The organism is Polaromonas sp. P4_F4, assembly GCF_056401355.1.
This window is the reverse complement of sequence record NZ_JBFUJO010000004.1, coordinates 196736-213253: the sequence shown is the minus strand read 5'-3', so window position 1 is coordinate 213253 and position 16518 is coordinate 196736. Positions and strand designations below refer to the sequence as shown.

13 protein-coding genes are annotated in these 16518 nt (G+C 66.3%); 12 read left to right on the top strand and 1 reads right to left on the bottom strand.

Features of this window, described 5'->3' with window-relative positions; all coding sequences use genetic code 11:
* Positions 1–10: 10 nt before the first annotated feature.
* The 12 genes from AC1DUR_RS06790 (at position 11) to AC1DUR_RS06735 (ending at position 15403) form a co-directional block, all read left to right on the top strand.
* Positions 11–1201, top strand: a complete 1191-nt coding sequence (locus AC1DUR_RS06790) for a CaiB/BaiF CoA transferase family protein (RefSeq protein WP_477718976.1) — start codon at positions 11–13, stop codon at positions 1199–1201.
* A 50-nt stretch (positions 1202–1251) separates the two neighbouring features.
* Positions 1252–2640 (top strand): MmgE/PrpD family protein, encoded by a 1389-nt coding sequence (locus AC1DUR_RS06785; protein WP_477718975.1) that lies wholly within the window; start codon positions 1252–1254, stop codon positions 2638–2640.
* Positions 2637–3530 (top strand): HpcH/HpaI aldolase/citrate lyase family protein, encoded by an 894-nt coding sequence (locus AC1DUR_RS06780; RefSeq protein WP_477718974.1) that lies wholly within the window; start codon positions 2637–2639, stop codon positions 3528–3530. The genes AC1DUR_RS06785 and AC1DUR_RS06780 overlap by 4 nt, the downstream gene beginning before the upstream one ends.
* Before the next feature lie 178 nt (positions 3531–3708).
* The gene (locus tag AC1DUR_RS06775) at positions 3709–4701 is read left to right on the top strand and encodes a tripartite tricarboxylate transporter substrate binding protein BugD (RefSeq protein WP_477718973.1); all 993 of its coding nucleotides are present in this window, start codon (positions 3709–3711) and stop codon (positions 4699–4701) included.
* Positions 4702–5089: 388 nt separating this feature from the next.
* Positions 5090–5557 (top strand): (2Fe-2S)-binding protein, encoded by a 468-nt coding sequence (locus tag AC1DUR_RS06770; protein ID WP_477718972.1) that lies wholly within the window; start codon positions 5090–5092, stop codon positions 5555–5557.
* Positions 5558–5676: 119 nt separating this feature from the next.
* Positions 5677–8052 carry a xanthine dehydrogenase family protein molybdopterin-binding subunit gene (locus AC1DUR_RS06765; protein WP_477718971.1) on the top strand — a complete coding sequence of 792 codons (2376 nt, stop codon included), beginning with the start codon at positions 5677–5679 and terminating at the stop codon, positions 8050–8052.
* A gap of 22 nt (positions 8053–8074) precedes the next feature.
* Positions 8075–8866: an FAD binding domain-containing protein gene (locus AC1DUR_RS06760; RefSeq protein WP_477718970.1), complete on the top strand. Its 792-nt coding sequence runs from the start codon at positions 8075–8077 to the stop codon at positions 8864–8866.
* A 186-nt stretch (positions 8867–9052) separates the two neighbouring features.
* A complete protein-coding gene (locus AC1DUR_RS06755) occupies positions 9053–9955 on the top strand; it encodes an AAA family ATPase (RefSeq protein ID WP_477718969.1) in 903 nt (300 codons plus the stop codon).
* A gap of 212 nt (positions 9956–10167) precedes the next feature.
* Positions 10168–11352 carry a vWA domain-containing protein gene (locus tag AC1DUR_RS06750; RefSeq protein ID WP_477718968.1) on the top strand — a complete coding sequence of 395 codons (1185 nt, stop codon included), beginning with the start codon at positions 10168–10170 and terminating at the stop codon, positions 11350–11352.
* Positions 11353–11382: 30 nt separating this feature from the next.
* Entirely contained in the window at positions 11383–11970 is a 588-nt protein-coding gene (locus AC1DUR_RS06745; RefSeq protein WP_477718967.1) for an SRPBCC family protein, read from the top strand.
* A 167-nt stretch (positions 11971–12137) separates the two neighbouring features.
* Entirely contained in the window at positions 12138–14243 is a 2106-nt protein-coding gene (locus tag AC1DUR_RS06740; protein ID WP_477719052.1) for a TonB-dependent receptor family protein, read from the top strand.
* A 59-nt stretch (positions 14244–14302) separates the two neighbouring features.
* Positions 14303–15403 carry an XdhC family protein gene (locus AC1DUR_RS06735; protein ID WP_477718966.1) on the top strand — a complete coding sequence of 367 codons (1101 nt, stop codon included), beginning with the start codon at positions 14303–14305 and terminating at the stop codon, positions 15401–15403.
* Between the two features lie 61 nt (positions 15404–15464).
* Here the strand turns inward: AC1DUR_RS06735 and AC1DUR_RS06730 are convergent, their stop codons facing one another.
* Positions 15465–16484: a Bug family tripartite tricarboxylate transporter substrate binding protein gene (locus tag AC1DUR_RS06730; RefSeq protein WP_477718965.1), complete on the bottom strand. Its 1020-nt coding sequence runs from the start codon at positions 16482–16484 to the stop codon at positions 15465–15467.
* Positions 16485–16518: the final 34 nt, after the last annotated feature.

The following is a 16518-nucleotide window of genomic DNA, read 5'->3' as shown; positions in this document are numbered from 1 at the left end:
GGAGACATCCATGCCCCGACCGCTTGACGGCATCACTGTCGTTTCCCTCGAACACGCGATCGCCGCGCCGTTCTGCACCCGCCAGCTGGCCGACCTCGGCGCCCGCGTGATCAAGATCGAACGCCCCGGCGTGGGCGACTTTGCGCGCGCCTATGACCAGCGTGTGCGTGGCCAGGCCTCGCACTTTGTCTGGACCAACCGCTCCAAGGAAAGCCTCACGCTGGACCTCAAGCAGCCCGCGGCGCTGGCCGTGCTGAAGGCATTGCTGGCCAAGGCCGACGTGCTGGTGCAAAACCTCGCGCCCGGCGCCACCGCGCGCATGGGGCTGGGCTATGAAGCGCTCAGCCAGGACCATCCCGGCCTGATCGTCTGCGACATCTCGGGCTACGGCGAAGACGGCCCCTACCGGGACAAGAAAGCCTACGACCTGTTGATCCAGAGCGAGGCCGGCCTACTGTCGATCACCGGCACGGCCGAGGAGCCGTCCAAGGCCGGCAACTCGATGGCCGACATCGCCGCCGGCATGTACGCCTACACCAGCGTGCTGGCGGCGCTGCTGCTGCGCGATAAACGGGGTGGGACCGGCAAGGGCTCGCACATCGACGTGTCCATGCTCGAATCACTGGCCGAATGGATGGGCTACCCGCTGTATTACGCCTTTGAAGGCGCCCCGCCGCCGCCGCGCACCGCCGCCTCGCATGCCAGCATCTACCCCTACGGCCCGTTCCAGGCCGGTGACGGCGGCACGGTGATGCTGGGCCTGCAGAACGAGCGCGAATGGAAAGTGTTTTGCGAGGTCGTGCTGCAGAACGCCGCGCTGGCCACCGACCCGCGCTTTGACAGCAACGCCCGTCGCAACGAAAACCGCGATGCGCTCAAGGCCATCATCCTGGCCGCCTTTGCCGAGCTCGGCACCGCCCAGGTCGTGGCACGGCTGGACGAAGCGCAGATTGCCAATGCCCGCATGAACAGCATGGCCGAGGTCTGGGCGCACCCGCAGCTCAAGGCGCGCGAGCGCTGGCAAAACGTGGGTTCACCGGCGGGTGACATTCCTGCGCTGCTGCCGCCGGGCCGCAACAGCAGCTTTGACTACCGGATGGACGCCATCCCGGCCGTCGGCCAGCACACCGACACCATCCTGCGCGAGCTGGGCCGCGACGAGGCCGCCATTGCCGGACTGCACGCGGCCCAGGCTGTTTAACCCTTTAACCCTATTGGCCTTGTGCCGATTGCACTCACAAGGATGACCCGATGAGTTCTCCCACCGCCCAGCTGGCCGCTTTTGCCGCCGGTCTGACTTTCGAGGCCATTCCCGCGCCGGTGGTGCGCAAGGCCGAAGACCTGCTGGTCGACTGGTTCGGCTCGGCGCTTGCCGGAAAGGGCGCGCGCCCGGTGGAGACCATCGCGCGCTTTGCTGCGCAGATGGGGCCGCAGCCAACGCGCAGCGGCAGCGCGCTGCCTGCCGGCACCTCCGAAGTGCTGATCAACCGCGGCTGCACCAGCCCCTACCTGGCGGCCATGGTCAACGCGGCCGCCTCGCACGTGGCCGAGCAGGACGACGTCCACAATGGCTCGGTGTTTCACCCCGCCACGGTGGTGTTCCCGGCGGCGCTGGCAGTGGCCCAGGCGCGGCGCGCCAGCGGCCGGCAGCTGCTGACGGCATCGGTGGCAGGCTACGAGGTCGGGATTCGGGTGGGCGAGTTCCTGGGCCGCTCGCATTACAAGGTGTTCCACACGACCGGCACCGCCGGCACCCTGGCGGCGGCCGCCGCGGCGGGCCATCTGCTCGGGCTCACGGCGCAGCAGATGCAGCACGCCTTCGGTTCGGCCGGCACGCAGTCGGCCGGGTTGTGGGAGTTCCTGCGCACCGCGGCCGACTCCAAGCAGCTGCACACCGCGCACGCTGCCGCGGCGGGGCTGATGTCGGCCTACCTTGCGCAGGGCGGATTCACCGGCGCGGCGCAGATCTTCGAAGGCCCGCAGGGCATGGCGGCCGGCATGTCGAGCGATGCCGATCCTGCCCGGCTCACCGCGGGTCTCGGCACCCGCTGGGCCACGGCCGAAACCTCGTTCAAGTACCACGCATCCTGCCGCCACACACACCCGGCCGCCGACGCGCTGCTGCAGGTGATGCAAACCCACCACCTCCAGCCCGACGACCTGGCCAGCGTGGTCACCCACGTGCACCAGGGCGCGCTGGACGTGCTGGGGCCGGTGACGCATCCCGCCACCGTGCACCAGAGCAAATTCTCCATGGGCACGGTGCTGGCGCTGGTGGCGCGCTTCAGCCACGCCGGCCTGGCCGAATTCGACCGGCACTTCCACGATGCCGCCACGCAAAGCCTGCGCGACCGCGTGACCATGGTGCTGGACGCCGAAGTGGACAGCGCCTACCCGCAGCGCTGGATTGGCAAGGTCACGGTGACCACGACCGATGGCCGGGTACTGCAAGGCCGCGTCGATGACCCCAAGGGCGACCCCGGCAATACCCTCAGCCGCGAGGAGATCACCGCCAAGGCCTTGCGGCTGGCGGCTTACAGCGGTGCCGCCGCGCCTGCCGAAATGCAAGCCGCCATCGATGGCCTGTGGGCCATGGCGCGGAGCCCGCGACTGGGGCCGCTGCTCGGGGGTGTGGCATGACAACCGGCCCGGCCCCCGCGCCCGCTATTGCACCCGCTATCGCACCCGCAGTCGCGCGCGCCCACGCCCTGCTTTTTGTGCCCGCCAACCGGCCGGAGCGCATTGCCAAGGCGCTGGCCAGCGGCGCCGGCGCGGTGATTGTGGACCTGGAAGACGCCGTGCCGCCGGATGCCAAGGCAGCCGCCCGCGATCAGCTGGCGCAGGTGTTCGCGGGCCTGGGCGCGGCGGAACGCGCGCGCCTGCTGGTGCGCATCAACGCCGGCAGCACGCCCTGGCATGCCGGCGACCTTGCACTGGTGGGCCGGCTGGCCGCGCAGGGCTTGGCCGCCGTGATGGTGCCCAAGGCCGAATCTGCAGCAGACCTGGCACAAGTGGCCGCTGCGGTCGGCCCGGCATGCGGCCTGCTGCCGATAGTGGAGTCGGCTGCCGGGCTGGCGGCCGCGGATGCGCTGGCGCACAGCCCGCAGGTCGTCCGGCTGGCGTTTGGCAACCTCGACTTTCAGGCCGACCTGGGGCTGGCCTGCGAACCGGACGAGGCCGAGCTGGTGTCGGTACGCCTGGCCCTGGTGCTGGCGTCGCGCCGCGCCGGGCTGCCGGCGCCGGTCGATGGCGTCACCCCCGACATCGGCGACCTCGCGGCGCTGCAGGCCACCGCAGCCCGCAGCCGGCGCGGCGGCTTTGGCGCCAAGCTGTGCATTCATCCTGCCCAGGTGGCCCCGGTCAATGCGGCGCTGGCGCCCAGCGCGGCCGAACTGGACTGGGCGCGCCGCGTCATTGAAGGCAACGACAGCGAGCGCGGCGGGGTGTTCGTGCTGGATGGCCGGATGGTCGACGCCCCGGTAGTGCGGCGGGCCCGGCAGCTGCTGGCGCAGGCACCCGGGAATCCATGAGCCGCATGAACCGGTGAACCGGCGGGCCGTCTCAAGCAAAGGATCAGGCAAGGGGTTTCTCCGATTGCGCTGCCTGACCTCAGCGCCCAAGATGAGATCACAGGGTGGCAGCGCCCCCGCTCCCGCCAGCCGGCCCGGCAGCAACCATTTACAGCATTTACAGCAAGGAAGACACACCATGATCAAACTCAACACCGTCAAAACCGTGCTGGCGGCTTGTACGGCAGCGCTGGCGCTGTCCGTCCACGCGCTGGCCTTCAGCCAGGCCTTCCCCGACAAACCCGTCACCCTGGTGGTGCCGTTCGCGGCCGGTGGCCCGACCGACGTGCTGGCCCGCATGATCGCCATTCCCATGGGCAAGTCCCTGGGCCAGACGGTGATCGTTGAAAACACGGTCGGCGCCGGCGGCACGATTGCGGCCACCAGGGTGGCGCGCGCCACCCCCAATGGCTACACCCTCTTTATCCACCACATGGGCATGGCCACCGCGCCGGCGCTGTACAAAAAGCTCAGCTTCGATCCGCTGAAAGACTTCGAGTACATCGGCCAGGTGGCGGATGTGCCGATGACGCTGCTGGCGCGCAAGGACTTTCCCGCCAACAACCTCAATGAGCTGCTGGCCTACGTGAAGACCAACAAGGAAAAGGTCTCGCTGGCCAATGCCGGCCTGGGCGCCGTGTCGCACCTGTGCGGCCTGTTGTTCATGAGCCAGATCGGCGTGGACCTCAACACCATTCCCTACAAGGGCACCGGCCCTGCCATCAACGACCTGCTGGGCGGCCAGGTGGACCTGCTGTGCGACCAGACGACGCAAACCGTGCCGATGATCAAGGACGGCCGCGTCAAGGTCTTCGGCGTGACCTCGCTCAAGCGCCTGTCGGCGCTGCCGAATGTGCCCACGCTGGACGAGCAGGGCCTCAAGGGCTTTGAGGTCAAGGTGTGGCATGGCATGTATGCACCCAAGGGCACGCCGGCACCGGTGCTCGACAAGATCAACGCCGCACTGCGCGCCGCCATGCGGGACCCCGCGGTCAAGCAGCGCCTGGCCGACCTGAGCTCGGACATCGTGCCCGAGGACAAGATGACCCCGGCCGCCCTGAAGAGCCACCTGGAAGCCGAGATCAACAAATGGAGCCCGGTGATCAAGAAGGCGGGCGTGTACGCTGACTGAACCGGATTTGAACCGGATTTGAACCTGTTTTGAACCCGCTCGCATTTCACTTCGCCACCACGGCTGAATGATGAAATTGGGGTGATAAAACCGGCTGCGGCCCCTCACGGATGGCCGCAGCCGGCGATTGATTTCAGGCCGCTTCCAGGCCATCGCCCGCTGCCACTCCACGGCAGGTCCAGCGGCATTGGCCTGCGGCTCGGACGGGGGTTCCGTTCTGCCCCCGGAAATCCCGAAAACATGGCCTCGCCTTGCAGCCTGACACGTATTGTTCCAATTTGAGAATTTCACCAGGACCTGGCACGCATGCTAGGGTTTAACCTAGGGATGTCCGTCGTCAGTGATCCAACAATGAGCCCTCAGCCCCAAGCCAACAGGAGACTCGCCCATGCAAGTTCAACTCACAGTCAACGGGAAATCGTCCAGCATTGAGGCCCCGCCCAACACCCTGTTGGTGCAGGTGTTGCGGGAACATCTCAAGCTCACCGGAACCCATGTGGGCTGCGACACCGCCCAATGCGGCGCCTGCACCGTCATCATGAACGGGCGGGCCGTCAAGTCCTGCAACATCCTGGCGGCCCAGGCGGCTGGCGCCGAGATCACCACCATCGAAGGCCTGGCCAAGGCAGATGGCACGATGCATCCGATGCAGGCCGCCTTCAAGGAGTGCCACGGCCTGCAATGCGGTTTTTGCACCACCGGCATGGTGATGAACGCCGTGGACCTGTGCACGCACCACCCCCAGGCCACGGAAGCCGAAATCCGCGAGCTGCTGGAAGGCAATATCTGCCGCTGCACCGGCTACCAGAACATCGTCAAGGCCGTGCAGCAAGGCGCGGTGGCGATGACGGCCTGAAGACCTGACGCGGCGAGGTGTCCCGTTCACGCCGCCGGAATTTTTGACACGTTGAAACGCCCCACCTGCGCGGGCCAGCGCCACACCAAGTTAGCCATCTTTCCCAGGGAGTACACAACATGGGTGCATCCGACTTCATCAACCTGCCGACGATTGGCACGTCCGTTCGCCGCAAGGAAGACTACCGCTTTCTCACGGGTGGCGGCCAGTACACCGATGACATCACGCTGGCCAACCAGAGCTATGCAGTGTTTGTGCGCTCCCCGCATGCGCATGCCCGGATCAGGAGCATCAGTACGGCGCAGGCCAAGGCCGCGCCGGGCGTGCTGGGCGTGTTTGTCGGCGAGGACGTCGCGGCCGACAAGATCAACGGCCTGCCCTGCGGCTGGCTGATTACCAGCATCGACGGCACCCCGATGAAGGAGCCGCCGCACCCCATCCTGGCGCAGGGCAAGGTGCGTTATGTCGGCGACCATGTCGCCATGGTGGTGGCCGAAACGCTGGAGCAGGCCAAAAATGCCGCCGAGCTGGTCGAGGTGGACTACGACGTGCTGAGCGCCGTGGTCAAGGTCACGGATGCCGCGAAAGCCACGGCGCTGCACGAGGCCGCACCCGACAACCACTGCTACAAATGGGCGATAGGCGACAAGGCGCAGGTTGACGCGGCTTTTGCCGGGGCGGCGCATGTGACCAGACTCGACCTGATCAACAACCGCCTGGTGCCCAACGCGATGGAGCCGCGCGCCGTGATTGGCTCCTACAGCCGGGCGACCGATGAATACACGCTGTACGTGGCCAACCAGAACCCGCACGTGGAGCGCCTGCTGCTCACCGCGTTTGTGATGGGCCTGCCGGAGCACAAGGTGCGCGTCATTGCACCCGATGTCGGCGGCGGCTTCGGCTCCAAGATTTACCTCTACGCCGAAGATGTGTGCCTGACCTGGGCCTCGAAAAAGCTCAACCGCAACATCAAGTGGACGGCCGACCGCAGCGAAGCCTTTGTCAGCGACGCCCATGGCCGGGACCATTCCAGCCATGCCGAAATGGCGCTCGACAAGGACGGCAAATTCCTCGCGCTGCGCGTGCACACCGACGCCAACATGGGCGCCTACCTGTCGACCTTTGCGCCGGCCATCCCGACCATTTTGTATGCCACGCTGCTGGCCGGCCAGTACACCACGCCGCAGATTTATGTCGAGGTCGATGCCTGGTTCACCAACACGACACCGGTGGACGCCTACCGCGGCGCCGGCCGGCCCGAAGCGACCTATCTGCTGGAGCGGCTGGTCACGCGCGCCGGCTGGGAACTGGGCCTGGCGCAGGATGAAATTCGCCGGCGCAACATGGTGACGCAGTTCCCCTACCAGACGCCGGTGGCGCTGCAATACGACGTGGGCGACTTCCGCGCCTTGCTGGAACGCGCCAACGAGCTGGCCGACGTGGCCGGTTTTGCCCAGCGCAGAACCGCAACCGAAGCGAAGGGCAAACTACGCGGCATGGGCTACTCGAGCTACATCGAAGCTTGCGGCCTGGCGCCCAGCAACATCGCCGGCGCCCTCGGTGCCCGCGCCGGCCTGTTCGAGTGCGGCGAGGTGCGGGTTCACCCCACCGGCAGCGTGACCGTGTTCACCGGCTCGCACAGCCACGGCCAAGGCCATGAAACCACGTTCTCCCAGGTGGTGGCCGCCCGTCTGGGCATTTCGGTCGAACAGGTGGACGTGGTGCATGGCGACACCGGGCGTGTGCCTTTCGGCATGGGCACCTACGGCTCGCGCTCGCTGGCGGTTGGCGGCACGGCCATCATGAAGGCGCTGGACAAGATCGAGGCCAAGGCCAAGAAAATCGCCGCCCACCTGATGGAAGCCAGCGACGCCGATGTGGAGTTCGCCAACGGGGAGTTCACCATCAAGGGCACCGACAAGAAGGTGACCTTCGGCCAGGTGGCGCTGACGGCCTATGTGCCGCACAACTACCCGCTCGACAAGCTGGAGCCCGGCCTCAACGAGACGGCGTTCTACGACCCGACCAACTTCACCTTCCCGGCCGGCACCTACATCTGCGAGGTCGAGGTCGACCCCGCCACCGGCGAAGTGCGGGTGGACCGTTTCACCGCGGTGGACGACTTCGGCAACATCATCAACCCGATGATTGTCGAAGGCCAGGTGCAAGGGGGGCTGGTGCAGGGCATTGGCCAGGCGCTGATGGAAAACTGCGTGTACGACCAGGAATCCGGCCAGCTGCTGACCGGCTCCCTGATGGACTACGCGATGCCGCGTGCCGACGACATGCCCAACTTCACCCTGGCCACGCTGTGCACGCCGTGCAGCCACAACCCGCTCGGCGCCAAGGGCTGTGGCGAGGCGGGCGCCATCGGGTCACCGCCGGCGGTGATCAACGCCGTGCTCGATGCGCTCAAGCCGCTGGGCGTGACCGACTTCGACATGCCCGCATCGCCCGGCCGTGTCTGGGAAGCTATCCAGGCCGCCAAACACTGACCCCTTCCAAGGAGCAACCACCATGTATGCATTCACCCTGGAGCGCCCCGCCACCCTGGCTGACGCCGCGAAGCTCGCCGCTGCCGGCGCCAAGCCGCTGGCCGGTGGCCAGACCCTGCTCGCGTCGATGAAGATGCGCCTGTCCAGCCCGGAGCAACTGGCCGACCTGAGCGGCATCAAGGAACTTGCCGGCATCAAGCGCGACGGCAATGCTTTTGTGATCGGTGCGATGACGCGCCACGCCGATGTCGCCGACAACGCCGAGCTGAAAGCGGCCTTGCCCGCGCTGGCGGACATGGCAGCCCACATCGGTGACCGCCAGGTGCGTGCGATGGGCACGCTCGGCGGCTCGGTGGCCAACAACGATCCGGCCGCCTGCTACCCCAGCGCGGTGCTGGCGCTGGGCGCAACCATTCACACGACGGCGCGCAAGATTGCCGCCGACGATTTCTTCCTCGGCATGTTCGCGACCGCGCTCAACGAGGGCGAGCTGATCACGGCGATCAGTTTTCCCATCCCCAAACGTGCGGCCTACATGAAGTTCAAGCAGCCGGCCTCGCGCTTTGCGCTGGTCGGCGTGTTCATTGCGCAGTTTGATGCCGGTGTGCGCGTGGCCATCACCGGGGCAGCCAACGGCGTGTTCCGCCATGCCGGCCTGGAAGATGCCTTGAGCAAAAGCTTTACGCCCGAAGCGGCCGCGGCCGTCAAGATTGACGCGACAGACCTCAACAGCGACATCCACGCCACAGCGGCGTACCGCGCCAACCTGATCAGCGTGCAGGCGCAGCGTGGTGTGGCGAAGGCGCTGGGCTAACCAAAAAACCAAGCAAGCAAGGCGGGGAATTTCTGCACAATCCGTTTAAATCCGTTCGGGCTGAGCTTGGCTTGTACTGAGCTTGTCGAAGTGCGAAGCCTTTCCCCAGATGCTGATTGGTATAGAGAATAGAGAGCGTTTCGACAAGCTCAACGCGAACGGAAGAAAACCGGCAGGCCGATTTCGATGACACCATTCCCAAGCATTGATGCGCTGATGCAGGCGCTGCAGGGCGCCGGCTACTTTGCCGACCGCCGGCTGGCGACAGCGGTCTTTCTGGCCCTCAGGCTGCAGCGTCCGCTGCTGCTGGAAGGCGAGCCCGGCGTCGGCAAGACCGAGCTGGCCAAGGCGCTGGCCGTGGCGCTGCAGCGGCAACTGATACGCCTGCAGTGCTACGACGGGCTGGAGCAGCGCGAAGCCCTGTACGAATGGAACTATGCGGCCCAGTTGCTGCACATGCGGGCCGTGGAAGGCCACGGCAACGCCGCCGATGTGGAGCGCGAGGTCTACCAGGACCGCTACCTGATCCGGCGCCCGCTGCTGCAGGCGCTGCAAACGCCCCCGCCGGGCGCGGTGCTGCTGATCGACGAAGTGGACCGGGCCGATGAACCCTTCGAAGCCTTTTTGCTGGAATACCTGGGCGAGTACCAGGTCAGCATTCCGGAGATCGGCACGGTGCGCGCCGAGGTGACGCCCGTCACCATCCTCACCAGCAACCGCACGCGCGAACTCCACGACGCCGTCAAGCGGCGCTGCCTGTACCACTGGCTCGACTACCCGGACCGCGAACGCGAACTCGCGATTGTGCGGGCCCAGGTACCCGAGGCCAGTGAGCAGCTGTCGGCGCAGGTCGCCGGCTTTGTCGACCGGCTGCGCCGCTCGCCGTTTGGCAATGCCTTCCAGCGTGCGCCGGGCATTGCCGAGAGCGTGGAGTGGGCCAGGGCGCTGGTCGCGCTCGACACACTGGTGGTTGACCCCGAAGTGGTGGCCGATACGGCAGGCATCCTGTTCAAGCAGCGTGAAGACGTGGCGGCGCTGACGCATGGGATGGCAGTTGAGTTGCTCAAGCCGGAGGAGGTGGCGGGATGATGCGCACTCGCCGTCCTTCGACAACTCAGGACAGATCAGGTATTCGGGGGCGAGCCCTCACCCCAGCCCTCTCCCAGAGGGAGAGGGAGCAAGTCAGTTCTTCATTCCCTCTTCCGCTGGTTCACCCCACGACCTTCCGCACGCTGGCAAGGGAGCCGGCCAGTTCTTCATTCCCTCTCCCTCTGGGAGAGGGTTAGGGTGAGGGCTCCCCCGTGCTGCTAGGCGACGCCAGGGCCGGCAAGCTGGCCGACAACATCGCCGGCTTTGGCCGGGCGTTGCGCCGGGCCGGCGTGAAAATTGACAGCCAGCGCATTGCACTGGCCAAGGAGGCCGCGCTGGCGGTCGGTGTTGCCGACAGGGAAGACCTCAGTGCCGCCTTTGAAGCGGTCATGGTCAGCCGCGAGCAGGACCGTCTGGTGTTTCGCGAGCTGTTCGATGTGTACTTCCAGGATCCGAAAGTCGCCAACAAGCTGCTGGCGCAATTGCTTCCCAGTGCCGAAGGCAAGGCCGAAGCGAGCAAGCGCCGGCCCCGCGTGCGCGAGGCGCTGTCGCCGCAAAGGACCTTTGGCCAGCAGGCCCAGCCCCGCGCCGAAGACCAGAAGGTGGAGTTCGATGCGGCCATGACCGCCAGCGACATTGAGCGCCTGCAGCATGCCGACTTCAACGCCCTGTCCGCCACCGAGTACCGCCTGGTCGAGCGGCTGGCGCGCGACATCAAATTGCCCTTGCCCATGTTTGCCTCGCGCCGCAGCCGCCCCGCCGCATCGGGCGCACGCATTCACTGGCCGGGCGTGATGCACCAGGCCGCGCGCACGGGCGGCGAACTCATGCACCTGCCGCGGCTGCAGCGGCGCGAGCAGGCCCTACCCTTGCTGGTGCTGGTCGATGTGTCGGGCTCGATGGAGCGTTATGCGCGTTTGCTGCTGGCCTTTTTGCACGCGGCCACGCGCCGCCATCCGCACCGCGACGTATTTGCCTTCGGCATGCACCTGACCGATTTGACCCCGGCGTTTCGCCAGGCCGATACCGACGAGATGCTGGCGCATGCCAGTCTGGCGATCGAAGACTTTGCCGGCGGCACGCAACTGGGCGCGTCGCTGGCCAGCCTGCGCGAACGGCATGCGCGCCGACTGGTGGGCCGGCGCACCATGGTGCTGGTCATCACCGACGGGCTGGACACCGGCGAGCCGGCCGATCTGGCGAAAGAGCTCGCCTGGCTGCGCCGGCGCAGCCGCCGCCTGCTCTGGCTCAACCCCTTGCTGCGCTTTGAAGGCTACGCGCCGCTGGCCCGCGGCGCGGCCGTGCTGCATGCCCATGCGCATGGCATGCTGGCAGTACACAATCTGAGCAAGCTCGAAGAATTGGCGACCAGCCTGGCCGCCCTGATGAAAACCTGAAAAACCAAAAAAACCTGAAAGAATCTCCCCATGGACATGCAAGGAAGCCGTCAACTGGCCGTGACCCAGCAACAAGCGTGGGATGCGCTGAACGACCCGGCCGTGCTCAAAACCTGCATACCGGGTTGCGACAAGGTGGAAGCCTCCGGCGAGAACCAGTACGCCATCGGCATGGCGCTGAAGATCGGCCCGGTATCGGCCAAATTCTCCGGCAAGATCACGCTGAGCGACATCACCCCGCCGGCCAGCTACCGGCTGTCGTTTGAAGGACAAGGCGGCCCGGCCGGTTTTGGCAAGGGGAGCGCTGCGGTCGCGCTGACGCCGGACGCCGATGGTTGCGAGCTGTCGTACACGGTCAACGCCACCGTAGGCGGCAAGATTGCGCAGCTCGGACAGCGGCTCATCGACGGCGCGGCCAAATCAATGGCGGAAGACTTCTTCAAGCGTTTTGACGAAGAAATGCAACGCCAGCACCCTGAAAGTTATGCGGCCAAGATGGTGATGGGCGATGTGGATGCCGAGCCGGTGAGTCGGGCGCACCCTGCGGGCGTGCCGGTGTGGCTCTGGGTCGGCGGTGCCGTGGTGGGGGCCCTGGTCGTGTTCTTGTTGATGTATTAGGGGCGCAGGCGCAGTGTGAAACTCCTCCTGAAAACCCGATGTGATGGACGCGGCTGTTGGCACAAGCGCTGCTGAAAGACGATGTGAAGAGCCCATCCATCGTGAGCGGCCAGCCGTTCGGGCGGCACCGGCTTCAGGCCAACAGCCAGGCATTGGCCTGGCTGGCTATGCTGGGGCTGCCCGCGCAAGCGTGGAGCCAGGCCGCCGCTCCGGAACCGGCCGTGCGCACCCTGCGTCCGGTGGTGGTGACCGTGACGCGCGGCGTCGAGCAGTCGGCGTTCGATAGCCCCGCCTCGGTCGACGTCATCGACGCCACCACGATTCAGAACGGGCAGTTGCAGGTCAACCTGTCCGAAACGATGGTGCGCGTTCCCGGCCTGGTGGCGCAGAACCGCCAGAACTATGCGCAAGACATCCAGATCTCTTCGCGGGGGTTTGGCGCGCGCTCGACTTTTGGCGTGCGCGGCCTGCGGCTCTACGCCGACGGCATCCCGGCCAGCGGCCCAGACGGGCAGGGTCAGGTGTCGCACTTCGACCTGGCTTCCGCATCGCGCATCGAGGTTTTACGCGGTCCGTACTCGGCGCTTTACGGTAACTCCTCCGGCGGTGTCATCAGCATTTTTACCGCCGACGGCGGGCCGCAAACGGTGGCCGACATCTCCAGCGCCTGGGGCAGTGATGGCGAGCAGCGCACCGGCGCCAAATTGAGCGGCAGCCAGGGCGCGGTGCAATACAACCTGAGTGCCGCGCGCTTCAGCACCGACGGCTACCGCGACCACAGTGCGGCAAGTCGCACGGGTTTTAACGGTAAGGTGAAGGCCACCGTCCACGACGATACCCGCCTGACCTTCGTTTTGAACAGCATGAAAATGCCCGATGTCCAGGACCCGCTCGGGCTGACGCGCGAAGAAATGCAGGCCAACCCGCGCCAGGCCACGCCCAATGCCTACACCTTCAACACCCGCAAGTCGGTCGATCAACTGCAGGGCGGTGCCGTGCTGGAGCATCGCCTGAGCGCGGGCCAGTCGCTGCAGCTCACTGCCTACACCGGCGAGCGCGAGACGCAGCAGTTTCAGGCGATTCCCGTGGGCACCCAGGCACCGGCAACGCATCCAGGAGGGGTGATCGACTTGCGCCGCCGCTACCACGGCCTGGATGCCCGCTGGATCAACAAGACCCGCCTGCTGGGCAAGCCCCTGACGCTGACGGCGGGCCTGTCCACCGACCAGGCCAGGGAGGCGCGGCGTGGCTTTCAGAACTTTGTGGGGAGCACGCTCGGCGTGCTGGGCGCGCTGCGGCGCGACGAGGCCAACACCGTGCGCAGCTTTGACCAATATGTGCAGGCCCAGTGGGTGGCTGCTGAACGCTGGAGCGTCTCAGCGGGCTTGCGCCACTCACGGGTGTCGTTTGACTTTCGGGACAAATACATCGTGCCCGGCAATGGCGACGACAGCGGCTCGGTCAGCTACCAGGCCAGCACACCCGTGCTGGGCGTCGTGTACCACGTGACCGATGCCACCAACCTGTATGCCACAGCGGGGCGGGGCTTTGAAACGCCGACGCTCAACGAGCTGGCCTACCGTGCCAGTGGCGGAACAGGCCCGAATTTGGCCTTGCAGAGCGCGACCAGCCGGCAATGGGAAATCGGCGCCAAAACCGAATTCATGCCGCAGTGGCGCCTGAACGCCGCCTATTTCCGGGCCCGCACGGCCAACGAGATCGTGGTGTTGAGTAACGCCGGTGGCCGCAGCACATTCCAGAACGCGGGAACCACACAGCGCGACGGCATTGAGGCCGCGCTGTCCGGGCGCTGGGGCAAGGGCTGGTCCACCTACCTGGCCGCCACTTACCTGGATGCCCGGTACGGCAACGGCTTTTTGACTTGTGTCGCCGCGCCCTGCACCACGCCCAACACCCTGGTGGCCAGTGGCAACCGCATTCCCGGTATTCCGCACGCCAGCCTTTTCGCTGAGCTGGCCTGGCAGCACAGCCCCTGGGGCCTGGAAACCGCACTGGAATGGCGCCATGTCGGCAAGATCTATGTGGATGACAGGAACACCGACACGGCGCCCCGCGCCAGCACGGTGAACCTGCGGGTGTCGCTGACGCAGAAATTGGACCGCTGGTCAGTCAGGGAATTCATCCGGGTTGACAATCTGACTGACCGCCAATACGCCGGCTCGGTGATCGTCAATGAGGGCAACGGGCGCTTCTTCGAGCCGGCGCCGGGTCGCAACTGGCTGGTCGGCGTGAACGCCGTCTATGCGTTCTGACGGAGTAGTACGGGCTCGCCGCGCCGGTGACCCGAAGCAGGCTGAAAAAAGGGTGAAGTATGGAAAACCTCGATGTCATGGTGTTGCGCACGCTGCGCGACTGGCGAACGGCGGGCAAACGCGCCTTGCTGGCCACGGTGGTGCGCACCTGGGGCTCGTCGCCGCGGCCGGTGGGCTCCATCATGGCGCTGTGTGAAGACGGCTCGGTGGTCGGCTCGGTCTCCGGCGGCTGCATTGAAGACGACCTGATTTACCAGTACACACGCGCCTATGCGTCGGCGGCCGCTCAGCCCGACGGCGCTGGTGCTGGTGCTGGCAGCCAGCAGATCCCGTCGGGTCCGCCCGCTTTTGTCAAATACGGCATCACCGCCGACGAGGCCCACCGTTTTGGCCTGCCCTGCGGCGGCACGCTGGAGCTGGTGCTGGAGTACGACCCCGACGCCAGCCAGCTGGCCCAGCTGGTCGAAGGGCTGGAAACCGGGCAGCTGATGCAGCGCAGCGTGCGCCTGAGCAATGGCGCGGTGACGCTGGCGCAGGCCACAGCACCTGCAGCGCTCAGCGTCTCGGCCACGGAACTCGTCAACACCTTCGGCCCCGAATACCGCATGCTGCTGATTGGCGCCGGCCAGCTGACCGAATACCTCGCCACCATGGCCCTGTTCAGCGGCTTTGCCGTCACCGTCTGCGATCCGCGCGAAGAATACCGCAGCGCGTGGTCGGTAGCGGGCGCCAAGGTGCTCAGCGACATGCCGGACGATGTGGTCCTCGCCTTCAAGCCGGACCGGCGCAGCTGCGTGATCGCGCTCACGCACGACCCCAAGCTTGATGACCTGGCGTTGCTCGAGGCTTTGGGCACCGATGCGTTTTATGTTGGCGCCATCGGTTCACGGCGCAACAACGAAGCACGGCACCAGCGCATGATCGAGCACTTCGGCCAGACCGAAGCCACGCTGGCCCGGCTGCGCGGCCCCATCGGCATTTACATCGGCAGCAAAACCCCGCCGGAAATTGCCGTCAGTGTGATGGCTGAAGTGCTGGCCGTGAAAAACGGCGTGGTGCTGCCGCGCGACATGGAAGTGGCGCAGGCAAAAAACGAGCGGGCCATCGCGGGTAACGCGGAAGACGCCCTGGTGTGCGGCACCAGGAGCGTGACCGCCTGATCAGTCAAGCGGCCGGCGCCCCCACTTTCCACTTTCCACTTCCCACTCCCCGGCTTCACCCTTAACCGCCGGTCTTCATCGCGGCAGGCGCAATGCTCTGGACTCGCTTGACCTCGTCGCGGATACGCTGCGTCAACGCCTGGGGCGTGCCGCCCTGGGTTTCGACGCCGGCCTTCTGCAGTTTTTGCCAGACCGCCGGCTCGCGCAAGACCTCGTTCAGCTCGCGGTTCAGGCGGGCGGTGATGGCCGGCGGCATTTTGGCCGGACCGAACAGGCCGTTCCACAGGCTGATGTCAAAGCCCTTGAGCGCCGGGGTTTCCGACAGCGACGGGATTTGCGGCGCAGCCCGGGAGCGGCCCGGGGTCGTGACGCCCAGCGCCACCATCTTGCCGGCCTCGATGTGGGGCAAGGCCGTGGGTGTCATGAAAAAAGCCAGTTCGATGTTGCCGCCCGCCACGTCGACGGCCATTTGCGCCGCGCCGCGGTAAGGCACATGGGTAATTTTGGTTCCCGCCTTCTGGTTCAGCAGCTCGCCGGCCACATGCAGCACGGTACCCACGCCGGAGGAGGCATAGCTCAGCGCACCCGGCTCCCGCTGGGCCTTGAGCAGCGCTTCCGGCGCGCTCCTGAGCCCGGATTTGGGGCTGGCCACCAGCACCAGGGGCACATCGCCAATCAGCCCGATATGGGTGAAGTCGGTTTCCCCGTTGTATTTGACCGCCGGATTGAACAGCCGGGCAATCGACACTTCGCTGCCCGAGGCCATGAACAGGGTGTAGCCGTCGGGTGCGGCATTCACCACCTTCTGGCCGGCGATGGTGCCGCCCGCACCGCTGACGTTCTCAATCACGACCGGTGTGCCCAGGCGCTTGCCCAGCGGCTCGGCGATGGTGCGCGCAATCATGTCGGCGCTGCCCCCAGCGGGGAACCCCACCACCAGGGTGATGGGCCGCTTGCCGGGCCATTCCTGCGCGTGGGACAGGCCGCTCAGGGCCGGAATGACGGCCAGGATTGCCAGCGCGCTGGCGCGGGTCAGGACGTGGCACAGGGCACGGCGTCTGGAAGTAAAAAGATCGGACACGGAAAACCTTTCAGGAAATTTCAGGGCATATGGG

Coding starts and splice junctions, on each gene's coding strand:
- AC1DUR_RS06735 (WP_477718966.1), top strand. CDS start 14,303: ATGGAAAACCTCGATGTCATGGTGTTGCGCACGCTGCGCGACTGGCGA.
- AC1DUR_RS06760 (WP_477718970.1), top strand. CDS start 8,075: ATGTATGCATTCACCCTGGAGCGCCCCGCCACCCTGGCTGACGCCGCG.
- AC1DUR_RS06780 (WP_477718974.1), top strand. CDS start 2,637: ATGACAACCGGCCCGGCCCCCGCGCCCGCTATTGCACCCGCTATCGCA.
- AC1DUR_RS06745 (WP_477718967.1), top strand. CDS start 11,383: ATGGACATGCAAGGAAGCCGTCAACTGGCCGTGACCCAGCAACAAGCG.
- AC1DUR_RS06755 (WP_477718969.1), top strand. CDS start 9,053: ATGACACCATTCCCAAGCATTGATGCGCTGATGCAGGCGCTGCAGGGC.
- AC1DUR_RS06770 (WP_477718972.1), top strand. CDS start 5,090: ATGCAAGTTCAACTCACAGTCAACGGGAAATCGTCCAGCATTGAGGCC.
- AC1DUR_RS06775 (WP_477718973.1), top strand. CDS start 3,709: ATGATCAAACTCAACACCGTCAAAACCGTGCTGGCGGCTTGTACGGCA.
- AC1DUR_RS06790 (WP_477718976.1), top strand. CDS start 11: ATGCCCCGACCGCTTGACGGCATCACTGTCGTTTCCCTCGAACACGCG.
- AC1DUR_RS06785 (WP_477718975.1), top strand. CDS start 1,252: ATGAGTTCTCCCACCGCCCAGCTGGCCGCTTTTGCCGCCGGTCTGACT.
- AC1DUR_RS06740 (WP_477719052.1), top strand. CDS start 12,138: ATGCTGGGGCTGCCCGCGCAAGCGTGGAGCCAGGCCGCCGCTCCGGAA.
- AC1DUR_RS06765 (WP_477718971.1), top strand. CDS start 5,677: ATGGGTGCATCCGACTTCATCAACCTGCCGACGATTGGCACGTCCGTT.